This is a genomic window from Nocardia amamiensis (assembly GCF_015477605.1).
GTDB classification, from domain to species: domain Bacteria; phylum Actinomycetota; class Actinomycetes; order Mycobacteriales; family Mycobacteriaceae; genus Nocardia; species Nocardia amamiensis_A.
In genome coordinates this window covers 38,687-63,518 of sequence record NZ_JADLQX010000028.1, presented here as the reverse complement: position 1 = coordinate 63,518, position 24,832 = coordinate 38,687, and the positions used below count along the sequence as shown (strand labels likewise).

Genomic DNA, 24,832 nt, shown 5'->3' with positions numbered 1-24,832 from the left:
GTGACCGGGGCTGGGACCGGAGTGATCTGGTTCAAATCTGTCCGGTGCTGCTGGACTCCGTCCGCGGCCCTGTTGCTCGCCGCGAGCCTGACATGAGAGCAGACCCCATACGCCCGCGAATGGCGGCTCGACCAGACACATGACCGGCACCACGCGATGCCACGAGGCGGCCCCGCCGTATCCGCCGAGGTGAGTGTCCCGGACGCGGTCACGCGGAAACCCGTAGATGCCCGGGCACAAGGATGCGCACGAGGAACAGCCCGGTCGTCACCGCAACTACGGCGGCCATCACAAGGCCGCCCAGCGCCCCGATCACCGCCGTGGCCATCGTCGACTGCCCTGCCCGCCACAACGGGGTCGTGACCGTGGTGAAGGCGGCCAGCCCCGCGATCCAGCCGACCGCGTTGCCCCAGATCCACAGCACCGCACGATCCGACCAGCGCCGTAACACATACCACTGCGCGACGCCGATCGCGAACACCATCACAAGCGCCCCCGCGGCGACCGCCGGCACCTGGACAGCGGCGGGCCAATTGCCCAATCGGTCTCCGTAGAGTACCGGCACCAGCCCCACGGTCCACGCGACGAGCGCACCGGCCGCCGTGGCCATGATCCAGTCGCGGGTTGAGAATTCGTGCAACCACCAGCGCAGTACGCGACTCTGGAAAAAGGCGAGCACGCCGCCTTCGATCGCGGCCGCGATCAGCAGTGCGGCCGCGATCACGCCAGGCGCCGAGTCGACGGTCAGCGCACCCGCCGCGGCCGGTGCGGCGAAGCCGAGAGTTTCACCAGCGGTGACCGCGACGAACCAGCGACGACTCAGCTCCCGGCGCGACGGCGTCGTCTTCTCCGCACCTACATCGATCACCACGTACGGATCATCCACGTCGATCCGCTGCCGTGGATGCGCGTTCTGGTACACCGCGTCCGCCTTTTCGTGTTCCAGCGATCCCGGCGCCACAACGTGCCCTATACCTGTCAACCAGACACCGTTGATCCGGATCGACGCCGGATGCGGTGACCGGAAGTTCCGCCACCATGTCTTCGTGGCGGCGTTCGCCACTCGGACGACTACGCTGTCGCCCACCCGCACATACGACACCGGCAGGGCGATATGCCGCCCGGATGCTCGCCCTCGGTACCGCAACTCGCCGATCGTCTGCTGTAACCCGACCGGCAGCCGCAATGCCATCAACAGCGCCGATGCGCCCAGTCCTGGTCTCTCGTACCTGGTGGTCGTCACGAATACCTCCCCGGCGCACCGGATTCCAAATTCCCTACCTCGATTCTTTGCGCCGTACGCGCGCTCCCACAGAAGCGAAAGTCACCATCCGGCGGCCGTTTCGTGATCTCCGCAAGACCCTGGAAGAGGACGTTGGTCCCGCGTGCCGAAGGCAGGACGCCTCTCCCGGATCCGCGCGCACCCCGTCAGGCTGGGCACATGTCCTCGGGAAAGTCCGGTTCGCCGTCCAACATCCCCGCATCCGTGAGGTGATACCGATGTACGCACGCGACGTACTCAGCAGGCCCGTGGTGACGGTGCGGCCGGAGACACCGCTGCGCGAGGCGACCGCGCTGCTGACCGCACATGGTTTCGCCGCGCTGCCGGTCGTCGACGAGCAGGGCAGGGTGGTCGGCATGCTCTCCGAATCCGACGCGCTGGGAGTCGGCCCCAGCATGGCGAGCGCCACCGTCGAAGCGGTGATGTCGGTCCCGGTCGAGGTGATCACGCCCGGCACCGATACCTCGACGATCGCTTCCCGCCTGCTCGCGGGACATCTGCGGTCGATGCCGGTCGTCGAGGCCGGCCTGCTCGTCGGGATCGTGTCCCGTCGCGACCTGCTGCGCGCTCTGATCAGTGACGACGCCACCCTCGAGGCGAAGATCCGAGTGCTGCTGGACGAATACGCCGGCAGCCGTCGGCAGTGGTCCATCGACGTGGCTGAGGGAGCAGTCACCATTCGCGGCATCTTCGCCGACCCGAGCGAACAACACGTCATCGCCGCCCTCGCCGACACCGTCGACGGTGTACACGACGTCGAGGTGATAGACGACGCCAGGATCGCGCCCGACCGCTGAACGGCCGCCCTACCGCCAGGTCTTCCGGAAGGCGCGGCCCCGCCTCCGCTCATCCCCGCAGCGAGGTGGCCGACTGACAGAGAGGATGTGGGCGAGCACCTTCACCTTGCCCGGCGCCAGGGCTGCGGACAGACTTCGGCCAGCTGCTTCCTCAGGCGCTCAGCGCGACTCGATGAGGAAATCGACGCAAGATCGGATTGTGGCGAGCCGAGGGTATTCGCTCTCCTCGATCCGGCGGCTTGCGGTCGAGAGGCGATCCACGTGCCGAGCGCGGCGATCTACAGCTCGGGCGTCCGGCCCAGCAGAACGCACACTCGTTCGCCCGGACGCACACCCAGTCCATGCAGTACCCCTGCGAATCGGTTGCTCAGAACGGGAGATCGGCGTAGGTCACGGTGGAGCGCTCACCCAAAATGTGCAGCGCCCGCAGGGCGGTGGCGTCGGCCAGCGGGGTGCCGAGGTGACGATCGACCGCCTCATGGGCGATATTCACTCCCCCGCCGGGCAGCCCCGACAAGTCGGATCGTGCCGCTGTCCAGTCGAACACCTGGCAAGACATCCGATAGTCGGTCAGATTGGCACCGGCACGCTCGGACGCGGACTTCTCGATCGGTTCCCAGCGCGTCGGCACGTCATGGCTCACACTTCTCATTTCTGCCTCCGCAGTCCAGTCAACGACGGATACCCCGGCACCCGGGAGGGTGCAAAGACCATCCCCCAATAGTGACCTCCGTCGTCTCCCTCGCTATGACGGTCGGAAGTGCCCAGCATGGCGGAACCCGTCGCCCTGTGCAGCGCCACCTGCCCCCCACGACCAGTCCTACGCGTAACCGAGGCAGCGGAGCCGACGGTGACCATGGTCCCGTCAGCCCGGGCATGAGGCCTCTCACCGAGCGGGATGCGTGCGAGGAGGCTTCTCGATATGAACCAGGAAAAACCCCGCATCGCGATTGTCTACGCGACCGAACAGGGATCGACGCGCGATATCGCCGAGTTCATCAGCGACGAACTGACGGGACGCGACGCGACTGTCGAGCTCGCCGATATCGACCATGCCCCCGACTTGTCCCGATTCGACACACTCGTACTGGGCAGCGCCGTGCACAATATGGATTTCCTACCCGTCGCCACCGACTACGTGCGCACCCACCGTGACGAGCTCTCCAGCCGCGACATCTGGCTGTTCAGCGTGGGACTCGGCCCGGCCCTGCGCGGGCCGATCGGCCGCCGTGCCGGCCGGATCGTACCGAAGAAGATCGCCACACTGCGCGATTCCATCGCGGCACACGACTACCGCGCGTTCGCAGGACGTTACGAACGCACGGGCATCTCCCTGCGCACCCGTATCCTCTACCGGCTTCTGGGCGGCGGCCACTACGGGGACCTGCGCGACTGGGCGGCGATCCGCGCGTGGACGGACACCATCGCCCAGAGTCTGCGGCTGCCGCAGCCCCGCTCCACAACGATCCACCCGTGAAGGCTCACCCATGAGCTATCACCGCGACCCCCTCGCACCAGCGGTTCACACCGCACACGAGTGGCTGCGCGCAATCGCCGAAGGACTCGCCACCGAGGACCGGGCATTCGCACACCGCGCGCTGCGCGCCTGGCTGCACACGGTGCGTGACCGCATCAATGTCAACGCGGCCGCCCATCTGAGCGCCCAGCTTCCCGAACTGCTGCGCGGCATCTTCTTCGAGGGGTGGGTTCCCGCCCATGTCCCTGCCCCGCACGATGTGCCTTCGTTCCTCGCGCAATTCGCCCAGGAGGCGGGCGTTTCGCGTGACGAGGCGGCCGCGCTCGCCGGTGCGGTCACCGACACGCTCGCAGGCTTGTTCTCCGCCGGACAGCTCGACCATGTATTCGCGCTGCTGCCGGAGGATCTGCGGCGCATCCTGCTCGGCAGCGAACTCGCCGGCACGTTGCAGGCGAACCTTGTCACCCAGCAGGAACCGTCTCGCTTCGACGAATTCGACAACCGGCTGCGTGCACTGTCCGACGCTGTCGGGATACTCGTGCGGGGGCTGGAGAAGCAAGCCGGCGGCCAATCGCATGACGAGGCGCGGGTATCCGCCGCCCAGCAGGCACATCGGATCCTCCTCGCCGAAGGACTGACCGATTCAGGGCCACCAACCGCTGATCGGCCCGGTCACCGGAAAGGTGTCTCGTGACGATCCGAAACGCAGCGCGGTTCGTACCCGCCCTCGCTGTCACCACCAATGGGCTCGAGCCGGCGACGACGCGCATAAACGGCTCGACCCGGCCCACCCAGCAACATGGACCATCGAGAAGACCGGACGGCCTGGCCACGCGGAAGGGCATGGGATGATGCGCCAAACATTTTCGCTCGGCCGGCTCTCCGGAATCCACATCGGCGCCCACTGGTCGGCGCTGGTCACGGTCGGATTGTTCACCTGGATCCTCGGCTCTTACCTGACCGGCACGGCCGCCACGGCCGTCGTGTGGGCCACGGCGGTCATCGGGGCCATCGCGCTGTGTGCGGCGTTACTCGCGCACGAGCTCGCGCATTCGATCGTCGCCCGGCGCAATGGGATTCGGGTCGAACGGATCGTGCTGTGGCTGCTCGGTGGTGTTTCCGAATTGACCGACGAGCCGCGCGACGCGCGGGCCGATCTGCGCATCGCCGTGGCCGGACCGGTCACCAGCCTCGCGATCGCGGTCGTCGCGTTCGTCGGGGCCGCTGCCATCGCGGCGGCGGACCCGGACGGGCCGATCACCGCTGTGCTGGTATGGCTGGCCGTCATGAATGCGGTGCTGGGGTTGTTCAACCTGCTCCCCGGCGCCCCGCTCGACGGTGGCCGTGTATTGCGTGCCGCGATCTGGTCGCGCACCGGCGACCGGTTGCGGGCGGCGACCTGGGCCGCGCGCAGCGGACAGTTCCTCGGCACCTTCCTGCTCATGCTCGGTCTCGCCGAATTGATCCTGTTCGGACATCTCGGCGGGGTGTGGCTGATGTTGCTCGGCTGGTTCCTGCAGTCCGCGGCATATGCCGAACTCACCGTGGCCGGACTTCGACATCGGCTGGGCGACAGCACAGTTCGCGACGTGATGACTGCCCGTCCGATGGCGATCCCGGCAGCCTGGTCGATCACCGAACTGCTGCACTCGAACGCGGTGGCCAGTGGCCATCGGGTCTTCCCGGTCGTCGACGACGCTGGTCATCCGATCGCTGTCGTGGCCTGGTCCGATCTCGCCGCAGTCGCCGAACCCGCACGCACTACCAGCACGGTGGGCGGCGCCGCCCGCACGCTACCCGCCGGCGCGATCGCCCGGGAAGACGAGCCGCTGGGCGATGTCGCGTCACGGGTGGTGCTGCGGCCCAACTTGGATGCGATCGCCGTCATCGATGCCGATGGCAAGCTGACGGGGTTGATCACGTCGACCGACCTGGTCCTCGCCTGTGATCGCTCAGCCCTCGGCCTGCCGCTCCGAATCGGTGAGGGCCCGCGGCTTTCGTCGGCCACCGACGAGGGGTATACGCGATGACGTCGGCATCGGTCTTCCAGGACGAACCAGCCGGTGTCAGCCAGTGGATCTCCGGAGCCACGCCGGAAACCTCGCCCACGGGGCTGTGAAGGCCCGTGTCCGCCATCGGCGGGCGCGGACCTTCAGCTCAACCGGAACGCCTCGAACCGGGGTTCCGCCACGATCGAGCGGACCAGTTCCTCGGAGCCGCCGACGTAGGTCCAGTCCAGGTCGATGTCGGTCGCCACGCACCAGGCTCGGTCGTCCGGCCAGAAGATGTTCGGCGATTGCGGGAAGAAGAAGTACTCCTCACTTGCTCCGCCGAGATCCTGCGCCCCTTCCAGCGGACCGGTGAGCAAGAGGTACTCCCGGACATGTCCGGTCGTTTGTGTCCCAAGGGCACTTCCACTGGTGCCGCGCCACACCGCAGGGGTGCGGAGCGCCACTGGATCAGTGCGGCGTGGGGGCGTGGTCGAGCGAGTCGATGGCGGCTTGGAGTTTGACACCGGCTTGGGCGGCGATGGGTTGCAGCGCCGGGTCGTCGGTGACCTGAACCATGAGTTGGGGGTTCATCGCCTCGACGATGATGCTGGTGTCGGAGGTGGGGTCGCGGCGCACGATGACATTGCACGGCAACAGCAGCCCGATCTGGCGGTCGATGCTGACGGCTTGGTGGGCCAGGGGTGGGTTGCAGGCGCCGAGGATGAGGTAATCCTCCATGTCCTCGCCGAGTTTGGCTTTGAGGGTGGCGCGCATGTCGATTTCGGTGAGGACGCCGAAGCCCTGCTGCGCCAGCGCGTTTCGGGTGCGGGCGACGGCTTCGTCGAAGCTGGTGTGCAGTGTGGTGGACAAGCCCAGGTTCATGAAATTCGTGCCTTTCTGTGCGCGGGGTGGGTCGTCGGTCAGGACTGCGGATTGGCGCAGGCGATGGTGCCCGCCGGGATGCCCAGCCGTGCCATCAGCAGGCTCGCCGGGCACCAGCCGACTGCGCTGTAGAGCAGCAGGTTGGCGCCGACCAGCACGGCGAGGATCGACCACCACGGCGACAGGGTCACTGCGAGTGTGGTGCTGAGCAGCACCAGCGTCCCGGCCAGCAGTGGCACCAGTCGAGCGATGGTCCATGCGCGGTTTCGCACGTGGTGGGTCATTGGAGTCTCCGTTCGTGGGATGGCTCCCGCCGGCCGGGCGAAGTCGTTCAGGCCAGGGCGAGGAACAGTTTTTCCAGCTCGTCCACGGTCATCGGGCTCGTGCCGTCGGCGGTGTCGCCGGTGAGGCATTCGCGCAGTCCGGTGGCGACGATCTTGAATCCGGCGCGGTCGAGCGCGCGCGAGACCGCGGCCAGCTGGGTGACGACGTCTTTGCAGTCGCGTCCTTGTTCGATCATGGCGATGACGCCGGCGAGCTGGCCGTGAGCGCGGCGCAGCCTGTTGAGTACTTCGGTGATCGCGGTGTCGTCGCCGACCATGGTGTGCCTCCTCGTGTCGTGAACCCCTTCCCAAGATACCCCACGGGGTATATCGGGAAGGGGTGGGTTAGGTCAGTGGTGGGCGAAATTGATCGTCGGCAGGATCTTGCGCAGCCATGCCGGCGACCACCAGGCATAGTGCCCGGTCAGGCGCAGGGTGACCGGGAGCAGGACCAGTCGAACCACAGTCGCGTCGAGCAGGACTGCGACGCCGAGGATGACGCCCATCTCCTTCGGCGGTAGTGGCTGGGCCAGGGCGAAGGTGAAGAACACCGCGACCATGACCGCGGCGGCGGCGAAGATCACCCGTCCGGAGTGGGCCAGACCGTCGACGTGGGCGACCTTGGGGTCGCCGGAGTGTTCGTAGTGTTCCTTGGCGGTGGCCAGTAGGAACACCGTGTAGTCCATCGCGATGGCGAAGATCATCGCGAAGAAGAACACCGGGCCCCACCCGTCGAGGAAGCCCTGCGGGGTGAATCCGAGCAGGCCCGCGCCGTGGCCGTCCTGGAAGATCAGCTTCGCCATGCCGAACGCCGCCGCCGTCGACAGCAGACTGACCAGGGTGCCCAGCGCGGCGATGAGCGGTGCTTGCAGCGCGAGGAGCAGTAGCAGGAACCCCAGCACCAGGATGATGCCGACGATGAGCGGGAAGTAGTCGTCGAGAGCCTGCTGCAGATCGAGGTTCTCCGCGGGCGCGCCACCGACGAGAGCCTGTGCGGGCAGGCGATCGCGCAGCCGGTCCAGGATCGCCCCCATGCGTTCGTCGGAGGGATCGACCTGCGGCAGCGCCTGCATCATCACCAGGTCCGACCCGTCGCCCGCGGGCTGGGCGGGAGTGACCATCGCGATCCCGTCCGTGGCCGCGGCCAGGCGCGCCGCATCCTGCGCCACGGCGTCCGGGGCGATGATCTGCAGGGCCCCCGGGGCGCCCGGACCCAATTGCCGCTGGACGAGTTCGTAGCCGTGGCGGACCGGCGCGTCGGCCGGGACGACTTGGATCGAGGGCATCGCGACCTTCAATCCCAGCACCGGGATCGCCAGCGCGATCAGCAACGCCAGTCCGACGAGAGCGAAGGGCCAGGGATGTGTGTGCAGCAGTTCGCCCCACCGCGCGAACCGCGGGGACCGATGCTGCTGACGCTTGGCGTATGGCAGCGACCCGGCGTTGACTTTGGCGCCGAGCGCGCCGAGCGCCGCCGGGAGCAGTGTCAGTGTGGCGGTCAGCACGAAACCCACCGCGAGCATGATGCCGACGGTCATCGTGCGTACCGCCGGTGCGGGAACCAACAGCACCGCCGATAGGCTGACCAGCACCGTCAATCCCGACAGCACTACCGCCTTGCCCGCGGTGTCCATGGTCTCGGCCACCGCCGCGCGGGTATCGGCGGTCTTGGTCAGCGCGTCGCGAAACCTGGCGACCAGGAACAGCGCGTAGTCGATGCCGAGCGCGAGGGCGAACATCATCGCGAAGTTCATCGCCCACACCGAGATCGGGGTGATCTGGTTCAGCAACACCAGTCCGCCGGCCGAGGCCACCAGCCCGGCGACGGTCAGCAGTAGCGGCAGCCCGGCCGCGACCAGGGATCCGAACGCCAGCACCATGATCGCCAAAGTCACCGGCCAGGAGAACAACTCGGCTTTGATCATCGCGTCGTGGTTGGCGGCGTTGAAGTCGCTCCACAGTGCCGACGCGCCGGTCGGATAGACCTCGATCCCGTCGCCCGACAACGCGGTCAAGGCGTCCTTGTAGTCGTCGACGGCCTTGACCATGTCGTCGGTCGACGCGTTCGCACCGGCGATCACGATGCCGGTGTGTCCGTCGGGGCTGATCGTCATCCCCGGCTGCGGTGCGACGACCGCGCCGAACCGGTCGTCACCGGCGAATACCGCGTCGACTTTCCCGATCGCCGCCTGCATCGCGGGGCTGTCCACGGTCGCGGTATCGGAATGCACCACGACTTGGACTGCGGCCGAAGAGTTCCCGCCGAAGTGCTGCTGGGCAAGTTCCCGCGTCCGCACAGACTCCGACCCGTTGGCCTGCCACCCGGCCCCGGCCAGCGAGGTGAACACACTCGGCGCGGCCGCGCCGAGCGCGACCAGCACCACCAGCCACACGCCGAACACCCAGCGGGTGTGCCCGGCCATCGCCGCTCCCAGCCGCGCCAGCGGGCCACCCGCCACCGTCTCTGTGCTCTTTTGCCTGGTCATCGTCTCCGTCATTGCCGCACCTCCGCGTCCGCCAGGCTTGTCGTCGACTCCACGCCATCTCCTTCCATACCCCAGGGGGTATCATTTGTTGGTGACGATACCCCCTGGGGTATATGCAGCGCACGGTGGTGCGCCACACATACCCCCTTCCCCGAGCCCGGCGGATAGGCGCTGCGGACGAACGCTATGAAGGAGGAACACCGGTGGCCGAGATTGATCTGTACGTGGATCCGATATGTCCGTTCGCGTGGGTGAGCGCGCGATGGCTGCTCGACAGCGCGGGCGAACAACACACCGTCACTCTCAGGCAGATGAGCCTGGCAGTACTCAACGACGGCCAGACCGTCGACGCCGACCACCAACCGATGATCACGCGCTCACGACGCATCGGGCGTGTGTTCGCCGCCACTGGCAAGCGCCACGGGCGCGACGCGTTCACGCCGCTCTACCTGGCGCTGGGGACCCGACTGCACCCACGCGGGCCGCACACCGACGACGACGCGGCCGTCGCGGCCGCGCTCTCCGCGACCGGCCTCGACCCAGCCCTCACTGCCGCGCTCGACGACGCAGACTACGACGCCGCGGTCGCTATCGCCCACCGCGCCAGTCAGACCGCGCTCGGCGGGCGCGGAGGCAGCCCGATCATCGCCGTCGACGGCCGCGGCTTCTCCGGTCCCGTGCTCACCGCACCCCCACACCCGAGTCGCGCGGCCGACCTGCTGCACGCGCTGCTCACCGCCGCGGCCACCCCTGGATTCGCCGCCCTGCACCGCCCCTACCAGGGCCCACCCGCCTTCACGGCTCCCGAGGACGATCGCTGATGTGCTATCCCGTACCGTGCCGCGGCTGCGGCAAAACCACCTGGGCCGGCTGTGGCGCCCACATCGACGCCGTCCGCGCCGTTACCGCGCCACACCAATGGTGCCCCGGACACGACACCACCCGTACCGACCCGGCCAGCACAACGTCCCCCCGCCGGCGATGGCGAGCGTGATTCTGGGAGACGGCCACAGCCGGGCGCCGCTGGATCTCTGGAGCCACGCCGGAGATGTACCCCACGCGGCTGTAGGGCTTATTGTCCGGCGACATCCGGCCGCGGCAAGCGCCGAATCCTGGCGTGCTCCTGCAGGCGTTGGATCTCCTGCCTTATGCCGTCGGCGATCACGCCGATATCCGGTGCGGTGTCGTAGTCGCCGGTGATGCCGAACGTCAGGTGGTCGGTGTAGCTGAGGATCGCGATCGCGGTTCGCAACCGCATGGCGATCGGGACGGCCGGCAGCAGCTCGACGACCTTGCGGCCGCACACCCTCAATTCGTGGCGCGGTCCGGGCACGTTCGTGGCGAGTGCGCTGATGCTGCGCTGGGGAAATCGTGCGGCGAGCCGAAGGGTCCACGCCACGGGTGCGAAAGGCAGCCGTCCTGCCAGCGCGAGCACCGAGCTCTCCGCCCGCGCTTCACCTCTGGACTTGTGTTTCGTCATACGCTCGTGAATTGCGCTCAGCCGCTCGACCGGATCGGCCACGTCGATCGGCAGGAACGGCAGCATCGCCGAAACACGATTGTCGAGAGTGTATTTCGCCTCCGTGGTCCGCATCGAAACCGGAACGAGAATCCGCAGCTTGTCGGCGGTCAGCCGCTCCTGCCGACCGACCAGCAGGTCCCGGTAGGCGGCGGCGACAGCGCTCAGCACGACATCATTGACGGTGACCCCGAATGCCGCACAGATCTCACGGACATCCGACAGCGGGGCCCGAGCGACGACGTAGCGGCGCTGCTGTCCGATCGGGCCGTTGAGCGAGGAGCCCGCGGCCGGCATGATCGCGGCGACGGCTACCGGAGCCAGACCGCGCACCGCGCCGATCACGGACCGCGGCACAACGACGGGCATCCGCACTGCCCCGCGAGCCAACCTGAGGAACCGTGCCGGGGTCCAGCCTTCTGGCTCGGGTGTGGCACGGTGCTCCGCCTCACCCGGAACCGGATCACAGAGATGCTCGAACAGCGAGATCCCCGACACGCCGTCGACCAGGCTGTGATGCGCTTTGACGATCAGCGCCCAGCGGTCGCCTGCAAGATGTTCGACGACGATGCACTGCCACAGCGGGTGGTCGCGGTCGAGCCGCTCCCCCAGCTCGGTCGCGACCAGCTCGCACAAAGCCTGCTCATCGCCCGGCTCCGGTAGCGCGGTCCACCGTATGTGGTGGGCAAGGTCGAAATGCGGGTCGTTCTCCCAGACCGGCGTGGCCAGGTCGAGCGGTGCCCGCCGCACCTTCTGGCGGAGCCTTGCGTTGCGTAGCAATCCCCTGGTCAGCGCGTGGGCGATCTCATCTCGGCTCGGAGGCACACCGGAAAGGAGCGCCACCGCGGCGATACCGAGACTGATATGCCGATCGGCGTCCTCCAGTTCGATGAAGCCCGAATCAAGGGGCCGTAATTCCTCTGTCGGCTGGGGAGCTGACACTGCCACGGATCCCATCGTGCCCATCGCGGCCCGGCACCGTGAGATGCGAAGGTAATCGCTTCGCATGACTGTCGTCACACCGCGGTCGCCGAGACTGCCGCAGTGCTCGGCGACATGTCGGGCGGATTCCGCGCGAAGTCGCCGACATGGCGCCGCCGCTGGTGCGGTGGGGTCGGCCAGCTCGACCGCGAGCACTGCCAGGGGCCCTACGCGGCCAACGTTGGGACCTTCGGCCGTGGTGGACGCCATCCTCGCTGCGCGAGGCTGACAGCACGCGATGTTCGATGTGCGACGGATCGGAGCCGTTATGGGTGACTACGTGGCCGACCTCGGTGACCTGCGCTTGGCCGATTCCGACCGGGCCGGGGGTAAGGGAGCGAATCTCGGTGAATTGGTGGCGGCTCGCCTGCCGGTGCCGCCCGGGTACGTGATCCTCAAATCCTCCTATGAGGACGTGGTCATCCATGGCCCGCACGGCGCGGAACTCGACGCGCTGCACAGCGAGGCACTGAAGGTCGCCTCTGGCGGCGCTCGCTCGGACGAGCAGCGACTGGACGAACTGTGCGCACATATGCGCAAGCTCGTGCACCAGTCCCCGATCGCGGCAGGGGTGCGCGACGCTGCGGTGGCCGCTTATCACCGGCTGGGCGATATGGTTCCGGTCGCGGTCCGCTCCTCCGCGGTCGGCGAAGACAGCGCGACCGCCTCCTTTGCGGGAATGAACCTGACACGCACCAATATCCGTGGCGACGAGCGGCTGATCGACGCCGTCGTCGATTGCTGGGCGTCCCTGTTCACGCCCCGAGTACTCACCTACCGCGCCCGCCGCGGAATGCATGACCGGCCGGACATCGCGGTGGTCGTGCAGCGCATGGTGGCCGCCCGGAGATCAGGCGTGGCGTTCACCGCCGATCCGGCGAGCGGCCGCCGGGACCGGGTGGTGATCGAGGCGGCTCGCGGCCAGGGGGAGGTCGTGGTGTCCGGTGCCACCGAACCCGACACCTACATGCTCGACACCAAAGGCCCCGCACTGATCGCCGTCCGGCCCGGACAGCAGAGTTTCGCCATCGTGGCCGGGCCCGATGGCGATCAGCGGGTGGAGCTCACCGACGACGCGGCCGCCACAGAGGTGCTCAGCGAAGACGAAGCCGTGGCGGTAGCGCAGACGGCTCTGCAGGTTCAGCAGTTGCATGGCGGTCGGCCGCAGGATATCGAGTGGGCGTTCGACGACGAGCGCCTGTGGCTGGTGCAGGCCCGGCCGATCACCACGCTCGCCGGTCAGGCCGACGCGAAACATCCTGCGCCGGAGCCGGTTGCAGCGCAGGTGCTGCTGCGCGGGCTGGCGGCCGCCCCTGGCCAGGCCAGCGGCGCGGTGCGTATCCTGCACGCACCGGCAGAGGGCTCCGCATTGCGGGTCGGTGAGGTGCTGGTCGCCGCGATGACCAATCCCGACTGGCTGCCCACCCTCTCACGCGCGGCGGCCGTGGTCACCGACAGCGGCGGAATGACCTGTCATGCCGCGATCGTTGCCAGGGAACTCGGCATCCCCTGCGTGGTCGGCACGCGTACCGCGACCACCACGCTCACCGAGGGGGCGGTGGTCACCGTCGACGGCTCGGCCGGCCAGATCCGCGCAGGGCGATCGGAATCGGTGCAGGCCGCGCCACGGCCGGTGGCCTCGGTCGCCGCTCCGGAAACAACGGCGACACGCATCTACGTCAACCTGGCGTTGCCCGAGGTGGCCGAACGAGTCGCGGCCACCGATGTGGACGGAGTCGGATTGCTGCGGGCGGAGACACTGATCACGCAGGCGCTCGACGGCCGCCACCCCCGGGATCTGATCGCCCGCGGTGAACAAGACTTCTTCGTCGAGCGGATGACCAAGTCACTGCACCGGATCACTACCGCGTTCGCGCCGCGGCCGGTCGTCTACCGGGCAACCGACCTGCGCAGCAACGAATTCCGCGACCTCGTCGGCGGGACGCGCTACGAACCGGACGAACGAAACCCGATGATCGGTTACCGCGGCTGCTACCGCTACATCCGCGAACCCGAGGTGTTCGATTTGGAGCTCACCGCGCTGGCGCTCGTGCGGGAGCGAACCCCGAACCTGCACTTGATGATTCCGTTCGTGCGCACCCGGTGGGAACTGGAAACCTGCCTGGAGTTCGTCGACATGAGCCCGCTGGGCTCCCAGCGCGGACTGCATCGCTGGGTAATGGCCGAGGTGCCTTCGGTGGTGCACTGGCTACCCGAATATGTGGGATTGGGCATCGACGGTGTCTCCATCGGCAGCAACGACCTGACCCAGCTGATGCTCGGCGTCGATCGCGACTCCGAGAGCTGCGCGGAACTCTTCGACGAATCCGATGCCGCCGTACTGGATGCCATCGGACAGATCGTCGCGACAGCGCGCCGGCTCCGGATCACGTCGTCACTCTGCGGACAGGCACCCTCCACACGGCCTGAATTCGCCGAACACCTGGTGCGGATGGGGATCACATCGATATCCGTGACACCCGACGCCGTACCCGCCGCGCGCCGTGCGATAGCCGCGGCCGAGCGGCGAGTGCTGCTCGAGCAGGCGCTCGGCTCCGGAACCCGCGCCCCCTGAACCCGAAGCACCCACGCCGAGACGTGAGGGGCGGAGTCGGACGGGCAGCACGGTGCGGGAGCCGTGATCGGCGACACCGGCCGCCCGCGCGACGCCACTCCGGCCGGGTCGCGGCGCGCCGACAGCGCTCAACGCTCCCGCACGACGATCATCGGGCACTCCACCGCATGCAACAGCGCGGCGCTGGTGGAACCGAGCAGCATGCCGGTGAACCCGCCGCGCCCGTGGCTGCCCACCACGAGCATCTGGGCATCATCGGATTCATCGAGCAGCGAGCGAACGGGCCTGTCGCGCATCAGGACACGCCGTACCCGCACGTCGGGATATCGTTCTCCGAAGCCGGCCAGCCGCTCCGCGAGCAACTCGTCTTCCTGCTCCCGCACGGCATCCCAGTCGAGCCGAAGGTCGACACTGCTGGTATCGCTCCACGCATGCAGCGCGGTCAGTCCGACTTTGCGCCGCGAAGCCTCCTCGTAGGCGAGTTCGATGGCGGGCACACTGTTTGCCGTACCGTCGACCCCGACCAGGACCGGCTTGCCCGAAGAAAAGGCGTCGGTCGCCGAAGTCGAGTGCACGACCGCGACCGGGCAGTGCGCGTGCCGGGTGACCGCCGTGCTCACCGAGCCGAGCAGCTCGCGGCGAAACGCTCCGAGCCCCCGGCTGCCGACGACCAGCATCCTGGCCTGCCGTGAGCGGTCGATCAGATACGGAATGACCGGCTCGACGATCAATTCGGTGCTGATGGCCAACGCCTCGCCGGCCGCCGCCGTCCGGGCCACTCGGGCGGCCTCGGTGAGCACCCGCTCCCCTTCCGTGCGCATCCACGCCACATCGCGCTCAGTCAGCGCGGGACCGGGACCGACGCCGGTCGGGATCGCGACAGAGGTGACGATGTGCAGCCGGCAACGATGTACAGCCGCGTCCACGGCGGCCCACGCCACCGCGTGGTACGAGGTGGCCGAACCGTCGGCGGCGGCCAAGATGGGCGCATCCGCCTGCCCGCCCGATGCGGTCGTGTTCTCGGTCATAGTGCTCTCCTCGGTTCCAGATCCGTCACTCCGTGCCTTGCCGATCGGCCTGCTCATCCGCCGCCACTCGAGCTCCAGCCAGCGCTGCGAATCCAGCCGAGCACCCAGTCGGTGGGCAGCCCCAGAGACATCGCTCGCCTGTTATCGGGTTTCGCCCGGCAGGCCGACAACCTGACCGGCGGTGGCGCCGCCGTCGAGCACGAATTCCGAGCCTGTCGAGTAGGTCGCCTCGGTGACCAGGAACCGCACCATCGCCGCGACCTCTTCGGGTTCACCGAATCGGGCCAGCGGTTGGGCTGCGGCGACGGATTCGTCCATCTGCTCGGTCATTGGGGTGTGGATAGGGCCCGGATGTATCGAGCACACCCGCACGTTCGCGGGTCCGAGTTCCAGGGCGGCGGCCTTCGTCAAACCCCGCAGACCCCATTTGCTCGCCACGTAGCCACCGACACCCGCGTAGCCGATCAGTCCGGCGGTAGAGGAGATGTTGACGATCACCCCGCCGCCCGCGGCCCGCAACCGCGGCGCCGCCAGATGCATGCCGAGCCAGGCGCCGTAGAGGTTGACGTCGACGACATGCCGGAACATCGCCGGCGATTCTGACTCGATGCCACCGAAATCGACTATGCCCGCGTTGTTGATCAACACCGCCAGCGGCCCGAACTCCGCCTCGGCGTCGTCGAGTACCGCGCGCCATCCGGCCTCGTCGGTCACGTCGAGCCGGCGGAAGAGCGCGCCGGCTCCCAGCGAATCGGCCAGTGCGGTGCCCTCGGGCTCGAGCAGATCGCCGATCACAACGGATATGTGCTCCTTCGCCAAGGCGGCTACTACGGCGGCGCCGATACCGCGCGCCCCGCCGGTGACAACCGCGCTTCTTCCTTCGAGTTCGGTCATGATGATCACCTTTCAGCCGGCTCGGGCCGTCTATTTCGTGATTCAGCATGGCGCGATCCGGCGGCGTAGATGACGGCCGAAGGTCACCGAATGCGGGGCCCTCCGGCCACGATCAGCCCACGCGGGCGGGCATCACCGTGCACAGCAGCACCGAAATCGCGATCACGGGGCCACCACGTCAGGACCCGCGAGAACTAGTTCTCGTGGGCGACCATGACCGGGCAATGGGCGTGCTGGACAAGGAAATTGCTGGTGGAACCGAGCAGCAGGCCGCGGAATCCGCCGCGGCCGCGGCTGCCGACCACGAGCAGCTGCGCGGACTTCGACCACGCGGTGAGCAGATTACGCGGCGACGCCACAGCCACCTTGCGGGTCACCTGTACATCAGGGTACTTCTCCTGCCACCCGGCCAGTTGTTCGGCGAGCATCTGCTGTGCCGCGTTTTCGAACTCGCGGGCCGGGAGGAGGCTGGTGACCCCGGCATGTGGATGGAAGTCGGTGGCGGCGTGTACCGCGACAAGCGTTGTGTCGCGGACGCTTGCTTCGTTGAAAGCCGCGGCGACCGCGACCTCGCTGACTCGGCTGCCATCGACGCCGACCACGACGGGGCCGGTACTCCGGGTCCGCTGCTCACTGCCCGTGTCGTGGACGACCACGATGTCGCCGTGGCCGTGCGCGGTCACCGCGAGCAGTGTCGACCCGATGTGGGCGATTTCGCCGCCCCGCCCGGCGCCCAGCACGATCAGATGCGCGGACTGCGATCGCTCGATCAGCAGCCTGGCCGGATGGCACGGCGACAGCTCGGTTTCCACGCGCAGCTCAGGGTCGATCCGGCGGGCCAACCGGGCCGCGGTCGCCAGCTGGGCGGCGCCTTCTTCCCGCAACGTCTGGGCAACGGCGGGCACCATCAGGTCGTACATGCCGAAGACCGCCTGTGCCGCGGCGAGATCAAGTCCGTGCACGATGCGCAACGTGCGGCGTCGGCGCGCCGCGGTCTCGGCAGCCCAGTAGACGGCCAAATCGGAGCTTTCGGAACCATCGACACCGATCACGACAGGAGCCGAGGCCAGCTGGTGGGGGTTGACAGTGGGCTGGGCGGACATGAGCTGGTCCCTTCGGATCCGGTGATTTCGGCTATCCGTAGGTTAGGAATTCCGGCCTCGTGCACGCGCCGGTCGTTGGTCCCGAACCAGCGGGCCCAAAGCACCTTCGTCTCATGGTATTTCGCTTACAACCATGGCGCGGACCAGCGCAGTCGTGCGGGCCGCCCAGGCAGCACCCATGTCAGGTCATCGCCGGGACCGTACCCATCGGTGGGCGGGCCGCCCGGCACGCGCACGTCGCGGGCTCAATCTCTGTTCGTGGACGGGTTCAGTTTGGATGCCAGCACCGCGGCTTGGGTGCGCCGTTCCACACCGAGCTTGGTCAGCAGCCGGGACACGTAGTTCTTCACCGTCTTCTCCGCCAAGAACATCCGCTGTGCGATCTGCCGGTTCGTCAGCCCCTCACCGAGCAGCCCCAGCAGAACGCGTTCCTGGTCGGTGAGCGCGGCCAGCGGTCCCGTCTTGGCCTCGGCCTCGTCGCGCAACTTCGCCATCAAGGCCGCTGCGGCCCGATTGTCCAGCAGTGATTTGCCCGAGCCGACGTCACGGATAGCGTCGACGAGGTCGGTCGTCCCGATGTCCTTCACCACGTAGCCGCTGGCGCCGGCCAGAATCGCGTCGAGCATGGCCTGCTCGTCGGTGAACGAGGTGAGGATCAGGCAGCGCAATCCGAGCTGCTGGTTCAGCAGCTCCCGGCACAGTTCGATGCCGTTGCCGTCGGGCAGCCGCACGTCCAGCACCGCGACGTCGGGTCGCAGCGCGGGAATACGCGCCAGCGCCTGGGATACGCTGCCCGCTTCACCGATGACCTCCATGTCGGTCTCGGCGTCGATCAGGTCAGCCACGCCGCGCCGCACGATGTGGTGGTCGTCCACCAGGAACACCTTGGTCATGCCGATGCACCTCCGTCACACATGCCCTCAGCGTACGGGCGTATTCGCCGGGGCAGGCCGGAGTTGGACCCCTGACTGGTGACCAAAGTCCCTTGACCGCCCGGCGAATACGGCGTTGTCCAACTGACGGCATGCTGCGGCCAGGTGCCGACGAGCAACAGCATCCGCCCGGCCAGCTCCGGATGTCCGCCGCTGGCGCAGCGCACCGACGGTGCCCCTCGGCATCGAAGTCCGGTCCGCGACAGGTCGTGTCGCTGACGCCTGCCGTGCTCGCAGCAGCGCCGACGGGCATTCGGCGCATGACCAGGGCCGGTTCACCGGGACCGCCCTCGGGGTCACCGAGACACTTATTCGCCGCAGCTCCGGATTGCGGCCGAAAGAGGTTCCCGGACCAATCCGCTCTCGACTGGCCGACGATCGGCCTGCCGCTTCGGGCGACCACAACCGTTCGATGGGATTCGCCGAGGCTCAGGGACCCGCACGATGCGCAGGTGATCTAGCAATGCAAGCCGGTGATCGCGAAACGCTCCACCTCCGCGACGTGGCCACCCGTTGAAACCACGACAGTGAGCGTGCCGGGGCAGGCGGCGGTGAAGGGGATGGTCGCCGTCCAAGGAGTATCTGTGCCGCCCGCCGGAATGGGGGGCGCTTCGCCGACCGGCCGCGTCCGATCGATCTGCCGGACTTGTACACGCAGGCTTTCGTCGACTCCCGAGATCCGGCCGCCGGCCAGCAGCGGTGATCGCACTGCCGACCCGTAGCTCGGGGCGGTCAGTGTGAGCGTGCTGTCGTCGGTGCCGACCACCTCCCACGGCGCATCATCACCGACGCCGAACCGCACCAGATGCACCACCGCGGCGGTGGCCGGCGCGCCCTTTGGATGGTCGAAACCCACACTCACTCGGGCGTGCTCGCCTTGCGTGACGACGTCCACGACCTTGTCGACCCCCGCGAAGCCGAGGTAATCCCTGGTGAACATCTGCGCGACCGTGCCCGCGTCCAGCCGCCACGGCTGATGCCCTTCGCGCAGAGCCCGCTGGGCAGCCGCCGCGTCCGCCGCGCTGGCGTACGGCCACAGCGGCTGGTAATCGAACTGGTATGGCTCCGGCGAGGTGTGCTCCTGCCGTGAGTTCGTAACAGTCGGCACAGCCGATGCCGAAGACAGCATCGGCGGCGGAGACTGTTCATCATCGCCGCCGCGGGTGACCTTGAACAGCGACGCAGCCGCGGCGACCGACACGGTTACCGCGGCCAGCGCTACCGCGATCACCGAACGCCGCTGGACAGAGGTCGATCTCGTCGTCATGGCCGCGGCTCCGCGGCGGGCTCACGTGGGCCTTGGTCGAGGCGAAATGGCGGGTACTCGTCGCGCATCAGCGCCGCGTAGGCAAGGACGCGATAAATCCAGCGGTTGATGCCGAGAACGAAGTCGAACAGACGACGCGGGTAGCGAGCGGTGAACAGCAACGCGACCGCGGCGATGAGCACGAGCACGCCCAGCAGCGGCACCGAGGTGATGCCGCCACCGCTGTCGTTGTCGCCACCGAGGACGACAGCGCCGCTGGACATCGCGGAAACGACCAGGTAGTGCGGTATGGCCAGCAGCCACCATTTCACCAGCACCAGCCCACGGGACAGGCGGTCGGGGTAGTCGACCTGGAAATCGGCGGGATAGTCGGTCGGGCCCAGGGTGAACGGCGGATACCGGTCGGTGCCCAGCGCCGCGAACGAATAGAACTGCACCCGCCACGACCACCTGATCACCCCGACGTTGAAGTCGAAGATCGCTCGCGGATAGCGGCCGGTGAACAGGATCGCGAATCCAGCGGCCACGGTGAGAACCGCGAACGCGATCCACAGGAAAAACAGGACAACGTAGTGCGGTATCGCCAGTATCCATTTCACCAGCCACAACCAGCGCGACAGCGGTTCGTCCAGATCACCGCGCAGGCTCACCGGATAGACGGATGCGTTTTCGGGATTCATGATGGGTGCTCCTCTTGGACGGTATGCCTCCGATCGCCGCCTGATGCGACGAGATATGGTCACCGTCTTGGAATTCAGGATGAATCACCCGGGAGCCGGCGCGGAGGGCCGGAAGGTCCGCGCATCCAGGACCTTTGGCTGGTGTCCGACATCGGTGACCAGCCCGTCGTCGGAGCCGGGTGTCGCTGTGCCGGGCGCCGACCGAGGACCTCGGCATCGGAGCCCAATGCCCCTATCGCCGGTATCACGCGCACGGTGACGGTTGACACTTCGAGACAAGACCAGTCAGATGACAGCCGGAGTCGATCATGCGCTATTCATTCCGTGCCGGCCATCGGCGTGGTCGGACCGGATTGCGGTTCCCCTGCGGCAGACCTGACCACAGTGCGGCGACCACCGTGGCAAGCCCGGTGCGGCGACGCGTTGCGGACCTCCAGCTCGCGGTCTCCGGTGTGGCGGTGTCCGCGGCCGCCGCGTGGGCGTGCGGCTCAGGGGTCGTCGAGCGTGCCGATCACACACTGTTCCGAATGATCAACACACTGCCCGACGGACTCTTTCGGCCTCTGTGGCTGATCCAGCTGACCGGAGTACTCGGTGCTCCGGCCGTCGTCGCGGCAATCACGCTGTGGGCGGGCAGATTTCGTCTCGCGTCCGGGCTGCTGTTGTTGATACCGGCGAAATTGCTGGTCGAGCGCGACATCCTGAAGTCGATCGTCGTGCATGGACGGCCCGGAGCCATCATGCCGGACGCGGTCCTGCGCGATGTGCCGACCGCGGGCCTGGCGTTCCCGTCCGGTCACGCGCTGCTGCTGTTCGGGATGGCGACGCTGTTGATCCCATATTCGAGCGGCGGCCAGCGGGCTGTGGCACTGGCTATCGCGATCCTGGCCGCCGGCGCACGAATCTATCTCGGTGCGCATACCCCGCTGGACGTGGTGGGCGGTGCCGCCGCCGGTATCGCCGTCGGCGCACTGATCAATTTGATTGTGGGCGTGCGTAATCCGCAGTGAACGAGGCGGTGTCGGATCATCGCGGGCACTTCGTCCGCGAACTGGGGCCGATGTCCCCTCCCGCTCGGGCAAGGCTGCCTGGCACGGTTTTCGCACGGATCCTCCGCCATGGAGGCCACAGCGAAAGAAGAGGGCGATGACCACCGAGGCAGTCCGGGATTCGGCACCCGTAACCGGCACTGCCGGTGAACAGACGTATCCGCTCGTGCTCGGGCGGCACGCCGGTGATGTGGTCCGGCTCGTGCTGGGGCTCGCGGTTCTCGGCGTTTCGGCGCTGGTGGCCCGCCGCACCGAGGTTCCCCGGCTCGAGGTGGACCTGTTCCGGGTGATCAACGACCTGCCGTCCTGGGTGGCGCCGGTCGTGCTGGTGGTGATGCAGCTCGGCGCCATCGGCGCCGTCGCCGTCGTCGCCGGTCTGGCGCTGGTCACCAAGCGCTTCGGGCTGGCCCGCGACGTCGCGGCGGCGGGCGTACTCGCCTACCTGCTCGCCCTCGGGGTGAAATCCCTAGTGGGACGGGCACGCCCGGATGTACTGCTGAACGAGTTGATTCTGCGGACCTATCAGGGCGGACTCGGCTTCGTCTCGGGACACGCGGCGGTCGCCGCCGCAATGGCGGCTGCGGCCGCACCATGGTTGCCGCGTCCGTGGCGGCGAGTCGCCTGGACGACCGCAGGATCGGTGGCCGCGGCTCGGGTCTTCGTCGGTGCGCATCTGGTGCTCGATGTCGTCGGCGGCGCGGCTCTGGGCTGGACGATTGCCGCGGCGCTGCACCTGATCTGGGGTGCCCCGGTATATCGCGCCGACGCTTCCGCACTCCGCGCGGCGCTCGCCGGGGCCGGGTGGACCTCGATCCGGGTGGAGCCTGCTGTGCTGGACGCGCGTGGTTCGCGGCCTTTCCTGGTCACCGCGGATATTTCCGGAGCGTGCACCGAGCTGTTCGTGAAAGTGATCGGGTACCACGAACGCAATTCCGATCTATTGTTCAAGTTGTTCCGCCATCTCGTTTTTCGCGAAGTAGAAGACGAATCGCCGTTCGGGACGCCGAAACAAGAGGCCGAGCACGAGGCGTTCATTGCCCTGCTGGCCCAGCGGGCCGGTGTGCGCACACCGACGGTGGTCTCGGTCGGTGTAGCCGACAACGGTGACGCCTGGCTCGCCGAAACCCGCATTCCCGGGCGGGATCTCGCGCGCTGGCCGGAGCCCGTCTCCGACGAGGTGCTGTGCGAAGTCTGGACCCAGATCGCGCGGCTGCGGGCCGCTCGCATCGCACATCGCGATCTGCGTCTGGCCAACATCCTGCTCGACGAGCACGCAACGCCATGGATCGTCGACTTCGGTTTCGGCGAATCCGCCGCATCCGACCACCGGCTCGACGCCGATGTCGCCGAGATGCTGGTATCGATGAGCCTGAAGGTCGGCACCGAGCGTGCGGTAGCGACCGCGCACCGGATTCTCGGCCCGGACGCGTTGAAAGGTGCTGCGCCGTTGCTGCAACCGCTTGCGTTGGCATCGGCGACCCGCAGCGCCGCACGGCATCGCCGTGGCCTGCTCGACGAGCTGCGCGCTGCGGTCGGCGACGCCATCGACGCCGAACCCGCCCGGCCGGAGGTACTGCTGCGGTTTCGCTGGCGCACTCTGGGCTGGATCGCGGCCACCGTGTTCGCGACCTATGTGCTGCTGCCACAGATCGGTCAGCTCGGCCAACTGGTCACCACCTTGGACGACGCCCGGTGGCAGTGGCTCGCGGGCGCACTCGCGATGTCGGCGGCGACCTATGCCGCGGCGGCGCTGACGTTGATGGGTGCCAGCCCCCGCCCCCTCGCCTTCGGCCGCACCATGAACGTCCAGCTGGCGACCTCTTTCGCAAACCGTTTGGCGCCTTACGGCCTCGGCGGAACCGCCGTCAACGAACGCTACCTCGAGCGCTGCGGACTGCCGCGGACCACCGCAATCGCCGTCATCGCGCTGACGGTGACCTCGGGCGCGGCGCTGCATATCCTCGAACTGGCCGGTGTAGGAGTGTGGCTCGGCAGCTCTCGGTTGTTGCTGTCCTCGGCACTGCCCAGCCGTTGGAGCCTGCTCATAGGATTCGTCGCCGTGATGACCGCGGTCGGTATCGCCATCGCGGTACTGCTGCGCCGTCCGGACTGGCTCGCCGAGGTCCGCGGCACCGCCCACGCGATGACGGGAATCCTCCGCACGCCGAAACGCGCGGCTCTCCTTCTCGGCGGACAAGTCGGCGCCAACATCGCCTACATCGCGGCGCTGGGCTTTTCGGTACACGCCTTCGGCGGGATTCCATCAGCCGCCCTGGTCGCCGCGGTGTTTCTCGGTGGCCAAGCTCTCGGTGCGGCGAGCCCGACTCCCGCCGGCCTGGGCGTCGTCGAGGCATCCCTGGTCGCCGGGCTCATGGTCGGTGGCGTACCCGGTACACCCGCCGTCGCGGGGGTGCTGGCCTACCGGCTGGCGACGTTCTGGCTTCCAGCCGCTGTCGGCTTCTTCTCCTTCCACATCCTGCAGCGTCAGCACACTCTGTGACGTCGGCACACCGGCGGGGCATCACAGTGCTCGACACCATTGGCGTCATCAGGCAACACGTGCATCGCCACGACTGGACGAACGCACCTGGTTACACCGTCTTCGGCGTTGCTGTTGGGCGCTGCCCAGGTCGGTGACCTCGGCGTGAAGCTCGGCCGGCCGCACAGCACAGGTGCCGATGCATCCCCAGGCGCCGTGGATCGAGATTTTCGCCGGCATCCAGCGAACCGATCGGGACCTGCACTTGAACTCGGCACAAGCACCCCACACGTGCCGGCGAATCCGAAGGTCTTGTCGGCAGCACGTGAATACTGGATCAGGCACAATTCTCGTGATACTGGCGGTCGAATTTGCTCAGTCGCTCAACAGGATTCGCTTCCGCGAGTAGATTCGGCTTTGCTGGCCGAACATCTGGCGTTTGATCATCTTGATCCGTTGACGTGTCCCTCGACCGGCCCGCTGCTCCAGGGCAGCGTCAAACCCGCAGTGACAGCGTCTAAGTCGCGGCCCAGGCCGCGGCCATCAGCCGCTACCGAGACCAACTCCTGCCCACCTCCCGCGCACCCGACGTCGTCTGAGTCCGCGGATGCCTCCGTGCTCGCTTGCGCGCCGCCGTCCTCAAATCTCGAGACCCGGCCATCCTCGGCTGGTGGATAGCCTCCGTAGACGGCCGCGACGTGGGCGGCCTATCTTGCTTCGCTGGAACGAGATTCGTCGCTGTAGGCACAGGTGCGAGCCCAACTCGCCGTACTGGACCGGGATCTGACCGGTCGATGAGGAAGGGGCCGCGGTCGATGATCGTCGAGTCGCCCCTGGAATCGGCGGGTGTTGCCATGCTGCGTGCGCTGATAGAACGGTGTGAGATCCCGCAACGGAAGGAACCCAATGAGGCGAACAATTCCCGCGACTGCCGCGCCGGTACGCCGCACCCTGGTTGTAGCGCTGATTGCCGCGGCGATCGGGGCGCCGAGCGCGGTGACGGCGACTGCCGAGGCACCGCCGACTCGGGATGACGGCTTCTGCATCGACGAGAAGACGCGCGCGCGTGACGGGTTGCGCGTCAGTG

General features: G+C 67.8%; 21 protein-coding genes and 1 pseudogene. 8 read left to right on the top strand and 14 right to left on the bottom strand.

The window, feature by feature from the left end; translation table 11 throughout:
* Positions 1–208: 208 nt before the first annotated feature.
* Positions 209–1,243, bottom strand: coding sequence for a hypothetical protein (locus IU459_RS29025; protein ID WP_195132765.1), 1,035 nt, complete (start codon positions 1,241–1,243; stop codon positions 209–211).
* Positions 1,244–1,500: 257 nt separating this feature from the next.
* On the opposite strand from IU459_RS29025, the gene IU459_RS29020 reads away from it, so the two are divergent.
* Positions 1,501–2,079, top strand: a complete 579-nt coding sequence (locus IU459_RS29020; RefSeq protein WP_195132764.1) for a CBS domain-containing protein — start codon at positions 1,501–1,503, stop codon at positions 2,077–2,079.
* Positions 2,080–2,446: 367 nt separating this feature from the next.
* Here the strand turns inward: IU459_RS29020 and IU459_RS29015 are convergent, their stop codons facing one another.
* Positions 2,447–2,731 (bottom strand): hypothetical protein, encoded by a 285-nt coding sequence (locus tag IU459_RS29015; RefSeq protein ID WP_195132763.1) that lies wholly within the window; start codon positions 2,729–2,731, stop codon positions 2,447–2,449.
* A 270-nt stretch (positions 2,732–3,001) separates the two neighbouring features.
* Between IU459_RS29015 and IU459_RS29010 the strand changes: the two genes are divergently transcribed.
* From IU459_RS29010 to IU459_RS29000, 3 genes are all read left to right on the top strand, one after another.
* Positions 3,002–3,556 carry a flavodoxin domain-containing protein gene (locus IU459_RS29010; RefSeq protein WP_195132762.1) on the top strand — a complete coding sequence of 185 codons (555 nt, stop codon included), beginning with the start codon at positions 3,002–3,004 and terminating at the stop codon, positions 3,554–3,556.
* A gap of 10 nt (positions 3,557–3,566) precedes the next feature.
* Positions 3,567–4,250: a DUF2267 domain-containing protein gene (locus tag IU459_RS29005; protein WP_195132761.1), complete on the top strand. Its 684-nt coding sequence runs from the start codon at positions 3,567–3,569 to the stop codon at positions 4,248–4,250.
* Between the two features lie 154 nt (positions 4,251–4,404).
* Positions 4,405–5,586: a site-2 protease family protein gene (locus IU459_RS29000; RefSeq protein WP_195132760.1), complete on the top strand. Its 1,182-nt coding sequence runs from the start codon at positions 4,405–4,407 to the stop codon at positions 5,584–5,586.
* 122 nt (positions 5,587–5,708) lie between these two features.
* Here the strand turns inward: IU459_RS29000 and IU459_RS28995 are convergent, their stop codons facing one another.
* The 5 genes from IU459_RS28995 to IU459_RS28975 form a co-directional block, all read right to left on the bottom strand.
* Positions 5,709–5,924 carry a hypothetical protein gene (locus tag IU459_RS28995; RefSeq protein ID WP_195132759.1) on the bottom strand — a complete coding sequence of 72 codons (216 nt, stop codon included), beginning with the start codon at positions 5,922–5,924 and terminating at the stop codon, positions 5,709–5,711.
* A 91-nt stretch (positions 5,925–6,015) separates the two neighbouring features.
* Complete coding sequence (locus tag IU459_RS28990; RefSeq protein WP_195132758.1) at positions 6,016–6,429, bottom strand: DUF302 domain-containing protein; 414 nt, start codon at positions 6,427–6,429, stop codon at positions 6,016–6,018.
* 38 nt (positions 6,430–6,467) lie between these two features.
* Positions 6,468–6,713, bottom strand: coding sequence for a YgaP family membrane protein (locus IU459_RS28985; RefSeq protein ID WP_195132757.1), 246 nt, complete (start codon positions 6,711–6,713; stop codon positions 6,468–6,470).
* Between the two features lie 47 nt (positions 6,714–6,760).
* Positions 6,761–7,030: a metal-sensitive transcriptional regulator gene (locus tag IU459_RS28980; protein WP_195132756.1), complete on the bottom strand. Its 270-nt coding sequence runs from the start codon at positions 7,028–7,030 to the stop codon at positions 6,761–6,763.
* A gap of 72 nt (positions 7,031–7,102) precedes the next feature.
* Positions 7,103–9,250, bottom strand: a complete 2,148-nt coding sequence (locus IU459_RS28975) for an MMPL family transporter (RefSeq protein WP_195132755.1) — start codon at positions 9,248–9,250, stop codon at positions 7,103–7,105.
* Positions 9,251–9,441: 191 nt separating this feature from the next.
* Between IU459_RS28975 and IU459_RS28970 the strand changes: the two genes are divergently transcribed.
* The gene (locus tag IU459_RS28970) at positions 9,442–10,059 is read left to right on the top strand and encodes a mycothiol-dependent nitroreductase Rv2466c family protein (RefSeq protein WP_195132754.1); all 618 of its coding nucleotides are present in this window, start codon (positions 9,442–9,444) and stop codon (positions 10,057–10,059) included.
* Between the two features lie 251 nt (positions 10,060–10,310).
* Here the strand turns inward: IU459_RS28970 and IU459_RS28965 are convergent, their stop codons facing one another.
* Positions 10,311–11,705 carry a wax ester/triacylglycerol synthase family O-acyltransferase gene (locus IU459_RS28965; RefSeq protein ID WP_324199071.1) on the bottom strand — a complete coding sequence of 465 codons (1,395 nt, stop codon included), beginning with the start codon at positions 11,703–11,705 and terminating at the stop codon, positions 10,311–10,313.
* Positions 11,706–12,006: 301 nt separating this feature from the next.
* On the opposite strand from IU459_RS28965, the gene ppsA reads away from it, so the two are divergent.
* A complete protein-coding gene (gene ppsA, locus IU459_RS28960) occupies positions 12,007–14,313 on the top strand; it encodes a phosphoenolpyruvate synthase (RefSeq protein WP_195132752.1) in 2,307 nt (768 codons plus the stop codon).
* Between the two features lie 128 nt (positions 14,314–14,441).
* Here ppsA and IU459_RS28955 read toward each other — a convergent pair whose 3' ends face one another.
* The 6 genes and pseudogenes from IU459_RS28955 to IU459_RS28930 all read right to left on the bottom strand — a co-directional run.
* Entirely contained in the window at positions 14,442–15,341 is a 900-nt protein-coding gene (locus IU459_RS28955) for a universal stress protein (RefSeq protein WP_195132751.1), read from the bottom strand.
* A 141-nt stretch (positions 15,342–15,482) separates the two neighbouring features.
* Positions 15,483–16,235 (bottom strand): SDR family NAD(P)-dependent oxidoreductase, encoded by a 753-nt coding sequence (locus tag IU459_RS28950; RefSeq protein WP_195132750.1) that lies wholly within the window; start codon positions 16,233–16,235, stop codon positions 15,483–15,485.
* A gap of 194 nt (positions 16,236–16,429) precedes the next feature.
* On the bottom strand, positions 16,430–17,338 hold the full coding sequence (locus IU459_RS28945) for a universal stress protein (RefSeq protein WP_195132749.1): 909 nt from the start codon (positions 17,336–17,338) through the stop codon (positions 16,430–16,432).
* A gap of 245 nt (positions 17,339–17,583) precedes the next feature.
* Positions 17,584–18,231 (bottom strand): response regulator transcription factor, encoded by a 648-nt coding sequence (locus IU459_RS28940; RefSeq protein ID WP_195132748.1) that lies wholly within the window; start codon positions 18,229–18,231, stop codon positions 17,584–17,586.
* Between the two features lie 496 nt (positions 18,232–18,727).
* Positions 18,728–19,537: a hypothetical protein gene (locus tag IU459_RS28935; protein ID WP_228838677.1), complete on the bottom strand. Its 810-nt coding sequence runs from the start codon at positions 19,535–19,537 to the stop codon at positions 18,728–18,730.
* A pseudogene (locus IU459_RS28930) lies at positions 19,534–20,199 on the bottom strand (DUF4389 domain-containing protein); the annotation flags it as partial. The gene IU459_RS28935 and the pseudogene IU459_RS28930, both read right to left, overlap by 4 nt.
* Before the next feature lie 545 nt (positions 20,200–20,744).
* Here IU459_RS28930 and IU459_RS28925 point away from each other — a divergent pair.
* Complete coding sequence (locus IU459_RS28925) at positions 20,745–21,227, top strand: phosphatase PAP2 family protein (protein WP_228838676.1); 483 nt, start codon at positions 20,745–20,747, stop codon at positions 21,225–21,227.
* A gap of 136 nt (positions 21,228–21,363) precedes the next feature.
* Positions 21,364–23,766, top strand: coding sequence for a lysylphosphatidylglycerol synthase domain-containing protein (locus IU459_RS28920; RefSeq protein WP_195132745.1), 2,403 nt, complete (start codon positions 21,364–21,366; stop codon positions 23,764–23,766).
* Positions 23,767–24,832: the final 1,066 nt, after the last annotated feature.